A 6,184-nucleotide genomic window follows, 5' to 3' on the forward strand; every position below is an offset into this window, starting at 1 on the left:
GTGTCAGCACGGTGACGGTCCGGTGTCAGGACGGGGGGCGATTGTGGTTTCCGTTGAACACCGCACCAGAGACGAGGAACCATGAAAACCCAATCCCCACTATCGATTCCAGGTGGTTTAGAGTCGCTGGACCTGGTTGTCTGTTCGCTATCGTTTTGTGTGTTGTTGGTATGGTTGCTCGTTGCGTCGCCGGGGTCGGCGTGCTGCTTCTGCTTGGACCTGGTTCTGGCGGTCTTGGGGAACGAATCTGATGATCTCCTCACGTGAGGTGATCATCAGCTTCTGCAAGATCGCGGCCATATGCGCGTCGACAGTCCGGACCGAGTTCCCCCGACGCACCGCGATCGCGCTGTTGGTCCACCTCGCCGCTGCCAACGTCGCCACTTCCTGTTCGGCGCCGGTTAACTCGTGCCATTTCACCAGAGCGGCCTTGCCGGTGGGGCGCTGCGCGTAGCGCTCGTCTATCGACAGTGTGCCCATCGCGAACCGCTGCACCTCGTCCAGTTCGGGACGCAACAACAACCCCTGGTTTTCCGCTTCAGCGTATGCCCTCCGTCCCAGCACCTCGCGGGCGACTGCGACGGCCTTGCCGCTTTCCACAGCAAAGGGCGGTCCCCCTTTGATCTCGATACCGAGCCGGGCTCCCAGTGTCGCAGAGCCTCCGGCGAGCCGAGCGATTTCGGTGGCCAACGCGACCAACTCGTTTCGGTCGGCGTGTCCGGCCTCGATCGAATCGGTAATCAGTTGCGCCAAGGACCACGTCCGAATTTGCACCGACTGGATCGCACTCCACTGATCACGGGTGCGGAGTTGATGTGTTAACGCGTCACGTCCGACATGCAATGCTTCGGTGGGGTTGCCGTGCTTGGTCAAGGTGATAGCCAAGGCCAATTGGGCCCAAGATTTCGCCATCGACGCTGCGGAAGCGTCGAGACTATCCATACAATGCTGCGTGAGCTCATAAGCTTGGTGCGCGGTTCCTGACAACCCTGCCGCCATTGCCGCGAATGTTTCGGTCGTCACCGCGGCACCAGTATCGCCGAGGCGATAGAACTTGTCCCGCGCCCGGGTAAGGACCGTGATGGCCTCGGCGTCGCCGCGGGCCGCAAGTACCAGGCCATGGGCCATGTCGACGTGGACGGGCAGCCCGATATCGCTCTCGAGAGTCTGCCGCCAGTGCACTCGACTGTCCGGGTCCGGCAGAATGGCGCAGACACACTCCTCGAGTATCGACTCGGCATCCTCGAGTAGGCCCTGACTCAAAACGACAAATATGGTCCAGGCCATGGCCTGTACTTGGAGCTCGGTGGGTTGCGGGGTCAGCGCGTGGGTAGCCGCCAAGGCGCGTTCGGTCGATCGTCGTGTTTCTCGGATTGACCCTTTGAAGAACGGCAAGCGCAGCGCGAGCAGCCCGACGCAGATCTCCAAACCGAGAGCGGAGTCGCCCGGGGTGGTGATGCTTCCCTCGACTGCGGTCAGAATGTTGTCCCAAGCCGCTCGGGCCCAGTACAGAAATTCCTGCTCGGCGGGGCCGAACCAGTTGGCCGCCGCATACACGACTTTGTCCCGGTAATACCGGCGGTGTCGTGCAGCCAGCCGCGCTGGTTCGTCCACCTCGCCGGCGGTGCGTTCTCGGAGTCGTCGCGCAGCGAAGATTCGCAGGCTTTCCAGCAGGAAATACCGCGTGGTGGTCGATGTGATGTGCGCCGACACTAGCGACTGATCGACCAGCCGCTCGAGCAGACCCTCGATCTCCCCCCGCGCGAGCCTCACACTCACGCCACCGTCGTGCTTTCTGTCGCCATCTGGCCTCTCATCGTCGCAGCAGACGACCTCGATTGCCTCTAGGTCTACTCCCACGAGAGCACGGTTGTCGTTCTTGTCTTCGGGGCTGGTGTCGTATCCGGCGGCGAACACCGACATCCGGTCCAAGAGCAGACGTTCCTTGTCCTGACACAGGTCGTAGGACCAGGCGATGACGTCACTGACCCCCCGGTGGCGTGACTCGGCGCCCACTCGCGGACCATGCGACCACCGCATCCGCTTATCACCAGTCTCTTCACCACTCAATTCCTCTAGGATCACCGCGAGCGGCTGGTGTATCAACCGCGCAGCGGCCAACCGGATATACAACGGATGATTGTGTATATGGCGACAGATCTTGGTAGCCGTGGCGATCTGGTCGTTATCGGCGACGGGATGACCAGTGAGCTCAGAACGCTGCCGAAACAACGCCACAGCCTGCTGCCGCGACAACGGCGGAACCTCCACCAACTGCTCATCAACCCACCCGATCGCCTCACGACTGGTCGCCAGGATGCTCAACCCTGGCACCGACTCGAGCAACCGGGCGATCACGACACCGGCACTGTCGATCACATGCTCACAGTTATCCACCACCAAAACGGTCTGCACCGTCCGCCCGACCGCATCCGTCTCGGTAACCGAATCAACCAGCGCATCCCACGCCGATCTCCCCGAAAAATCCGTATCGACCACCCGCTGAGCCATCTCCTCCTCAACCGCGGCGACGTCGGCACCCTTCACCAAACGCGCCAGCCGCACCCACCGCACCGTCACATGCCTGGCCCGCTGATAACGACCCACAACCTCAGCCGCAAGCCGGGTCTTCCCGACCCCACCCGGCCCGATCAACGTCACCAACGGCACCGAACGCAGCAATAAGGTGACGATTCTGTCCAGCTCGGCCTCACGGCCGACGAAACCATTCGCCGCCGACACGTCACCACCCCGGTCCACCCGCTTGACGGACACATTATGGACAGTAGTCCCCCTGCGGGAGATACTGTCAAGACTGGTCTATCGACAGTTTTCAGCAACCTCCATTCTCGGCGTTGCATTCTTCTTTTATGGCGCCAATCTACCGGAATGGGCGGATTTCAATAGTGCGGCAAAGACATTCGACTGCTTGTGAAACCAGCGGCGTAGTTCTCGGGCCACCGGGCAAGGTCGGCGCTTGGGCGCCGAAGCCAAGGAACAGGGTAAGGTCCGGCACACCAATCAGGGGGATGGCCAACTACAAACTAAAAGCTGTCGCTGCGGCGGCGCGCGGCGAGCAATGCAGATCGGCGTGGGGTTCAGGCCGTCGACGAGAGCGATCGCGCAGCGGAGAAAATTGTTGCATTGCTCATTAAGCAGCTCTACCACACCGCGATCCACGACATCGGCGACAATGTCCGGAGTCCAGACGAGATCCGTTGATGCATTACCGTTGTGGCCGATTGCGGTGGCGGCAATGTCGACCTCACCACGTACCGACCAGCACGATTGTCGAGAACACACGCCGACACGTCCGGTCAGCAACCGCACGACCCAGTGTTGGCCGTCTGCGCCGATCGAGCACACAGCCGCTGCGTGCGCGCGAACTCGAGCATTTCGAGCACGAATCGAGCAGATCCAGTAATATCGCCGCTCAACCCCTTACTCGGATCGTCCGGCACGTTCCTGCCGGTGAGAGGACAACATGAACCACTTCCGTCATGCGCAACCAGCAACGGTAGCCTTCGACCCCGTGACCACGCTGCTGTTGCGAAATCGCACCCTTTCGCGTGTTCCAACCGGCGAAGGGAAGTGATCTGCCGTGGCTACGGTGACCTTTGAAAGCGCTACCCGGCTCTACCCGGGCAGCAACAAACCAGCCGTCGACGCCCTGGATCTGGAGATCGCGGACGGTGAATTCCTCGTTCTGGTCGGTCCGTCCGGCTGTGGCAAGTCGACCTCGCTGCGCATGCTCGCCGGTCTCGAAGAGGTCGACGGCGGGCGAATCCTGATCGGCGACAACGACGTCACGCACGCGGAGCCCAAGGAACGCGATATCGCGATGGTGTTCCAGAACTATGCGCTCTACCCGCACATGACCGTCGCCGAGAACATGGGCTTCGCGTTGAAGCTGGCCAAAGTCGCCAAGGCGGACAAAGAAAAGCGGGTGCTGGAGGCGGCCAAGCTGCTCGACCTCGAGCCGTATCTGGATCGCAAGCCGAAGGCGCTCTCCGGCGGTCAGCGCCAGCGCGTCGCGATGGGCCGCGCGATCGTACGCCAGCCGCAGGTGTTCCTGATGGACGAGCCGCTGTCGAATCTGGATGCCAAGCTGCGGGTGCAGACCCGCACCCAGATCGCCCAGCTGCAGCGTCGCCTCGGCACCACCACCGTGTACGTCACCCACGACCAGGTCGAGGCGATGACCATGGGCGATCGGGTCGCGGTGCTCAAGGACGGGCTACTGCAGCAGTGCGCGACGCCGCGCGATCTGTACCGGGATCCGGCGAACATGTTCGTCGCCGGGTTCATGGGCTCACCAGCCATGAATCTGTTCACGCTGCCGGTCGCCGAGGGCGCGGTCTCTCTCGGCGGGCACCCGGTGCCGGTCCCCCGCTCGGTCGCCGACGCGGCCGAGGGCTCGGTGGTCGTCGGCATCCGGCCGGAGCATCTCGAGCTCGGCGGTGACACCGGGATCGAGCTGGAGGTCGACGTGGTGGAGGAGCTCGGCTCCGACGCCTACATCTACGGCCGCGCCGTGGACGGGGACACCGGGGAAACCATTGTGGCGCGGGCAGATTGGCGCAGCCCGCCGGCGAAGGGCGACCGGGTGCGGTTGTCCACCTCCGCCGAGCACACCTACTTCTTCTCGGCCGCAGACGGACGTCGCCTCTCCTGAGCCCGCGAAAGCCCCGTTCGCCCAACGCGGAACAGCTGGTGAACGGGGCACCGCGTTCTTACACTCGGGTCCGCGGATACGTCCCCCGCGGTAGGAGCAGGCAATGAAGGTAGCGGTCCTCGGCACCGGAGAAGTCGGCAGGAGGCTCGCGAGCAAGCTGGTCGAGCTCGGTCACGCGGTGACGCTCGGCTCCCGCACCGCCGACAACGCCGCTGCCACCGCGTGGGCGGGCGAAACCGGCGGCGCGCACGGCACCTTCGCCGAGGCGGCGGCGGATGCCGAGCTGGTGATCAATGCGACGTCGGGCACGGTGTCGCTGGCCGCGCTCACCGCCGCAGGCGCGGCGAATCTGAGTGGCAAGGTCATCGTGGATGTATCGAACGCGCTGGACTTCTCCGGCGGGTTTCCGCCCAAGCTGGTCATCCCCGAGGCGGGCAGTGTGGCGGAGCAGCTACAGCTGGCCTTCCCAGCGGCGCGGGTCGTGAAGACCCTCAACACGATGAACAACCAGCTGATGGTGGACCCGTCCCGAATTTCGGGTCGGCACAACGTGTTTCTCAGTGGCGATGACGAGTCCGCCAAGTCCGAAGTGGCCGCCCTGCTCAATTCCTTCGGCTGGACCAGCGAGCAGATCATCGATCTCGGCGCCCTCGAAACCGCCCGCAGCACCGAGCCACTCGTGCTGTTGTGGGTGTCGCTGCACAGCAAGCTGGGCATCGAGGACATCAACTACGCGGTCGTCACCGGCTGACGACCGGCTCGGCAGGGCGGAGCTACTCGGCCCGGCGGGCCCGGCCTGCGCGCGCATAATCCGGATTGAGCCGAATGCCGAGCTCCTCGAGCGCGATCTCATTGCCCGTCTCGCTGCGCACCTGAACCCGGACCGGCGCGCCGCTCGACCCCTCTACCAGCAGCAACGGTGCTGGTCCTGGCTGCAGGTACGTGTCGCCCCACTGCATCAGTGCGAGCACTGCGGGTAGTAGGTCGCGGCCCATGTCGGTCAGCACATACTCGTGGCGCGTGCGCCTGCCCGCTTCTCGGTACGGCTGCTTGGCCAGCAGACCCGCCTCCGTGAGCTTCCGGAGCTGGCCCGATGCGGCCGCGTCGGTGATGCCGACCCGTGCGGCGAAACCGTCGAAGCGCCGGGTGCCGTAGTAGGCCTCGCGCAGGATCAGGACCGCCGAGCGGGTGCCGACAAGATCCATCGCCTTCGCGATCGAGCATTCCTCGGGTTTCCACGAGCTCAGATCGGCCAACGGTCCTTCCATCACGGCTGCCATGACAAACATCATAGCGACAGCTGGCTTGAGTCGACTATATCCAGGCGTTAACCTGACTATAAGCCAATAGAGCCAGACGAAGGGGTCCGGCTCGCGGTCCGGAAGGACTCTCAATGACCGTGTCAAGCCGTGGTGACCACCGATGCCGGGTTTTCGGCGCTGAATTCGCGTCCGTCGCGCAGCAGTGCCCACAAGACATCGACCAGCCGTCTGGCCAGCGCTAGCAGGG

5 protein-coding genes are annotated in these 6,184 nt (G+C 63.7%); 2 read left to right on the plus strand and 3 right to left on the minus strand.

Going from position 1 to position 6,184, the window contains the following annotated elements; all coding sequences use genetic code 11:
- Positions 1–147 precede the first annotated feature (147 nt).
- Together ACLMAL_RS26165 and ACLMAL_RS26170 are read right to left on the minus strand one after the other, a co-directional pair.
- Positions 148–2,775 carry an ATP-binding protein gene (locus tag ACLMAL_RS26165; RefSeq protein ID WP_412001491.1) on the minus strand — a complete coding sequence of 876 codons (2,628 nt, stop codon included), beginning with the start codon at positions 2,773–2,775 and terminating at the stop codon, positions 148–150.
- A 246-nt stretch (positions 2,776–3,021) separates the two neighbouring features.
- Complete coding sequence (locus ACLMAL_RS26170; protein WP_412001492.1) at positions 3,022–3,330, minus strand: hypothetical protein; 309 nt, start codon at positions 3,328–3,330, stop codon at positions 3,022–3,024.
- A gap of 271 nt (positions 3,331–3,601) precedes the next feature.
- On the opposite strand from ACLMAL_RS26170, the gene ACLMAL_RS26175 reads away from it, so the two are divergent.
- Positions 3,602–4,675 (plus strand): ABC transporter ATP-binding protein, encoded by a 1,074-nt coding sequence (locus tag ACLMAL_RS26175; protein WP_412001493.1) that lies wholly within the window; start codon positions 3,602–3,604, stop codon positions 4,673–4,675.
- Between the two features lie 103 nt (positions 4,676–4,778).
- Positions 4,779–5,426, plus strand: a complete 648-nt coding sequence (locus ACLMAL_RS26180) for an NADPH-dependent F420 reductase (protein WP_412001494.1) — start codon at positions 4,779–4,781, stop codon at positions 5,424–5,426.
- Between the two features lie 22 nt (positions 5,427–5,448).
- Here the strand turns inward: ACLMAL_RS26180 and ACLMAL_RS26185 are convergent, their stop codons facing one another.
- Positions 5,449–5,967 carry a winged helix-turn-helix transcriptional regulator gene (locus ACLMAL_RS26185; protein ID WP_406234594.1) on the minus strand — a complete coding sequence of 173 codons (519 nt, stop codon included), beginning with the start codon at positions 5,965–5,967 and terminating at the stop codon, positions 5,449–5,451.
- Between the last annotated feature and the right edge of the window lie 217 nt (positions 5,968–6,184).

Source organism: Nocardia sp. CWNU-33, assembly GCF_046764895.1.
Taxonomy (GTDB): Bacteria; Actinomycetota; Actinomycetes; order Mycobacteriales; family Mycobacteriaceae; genus Nocardia.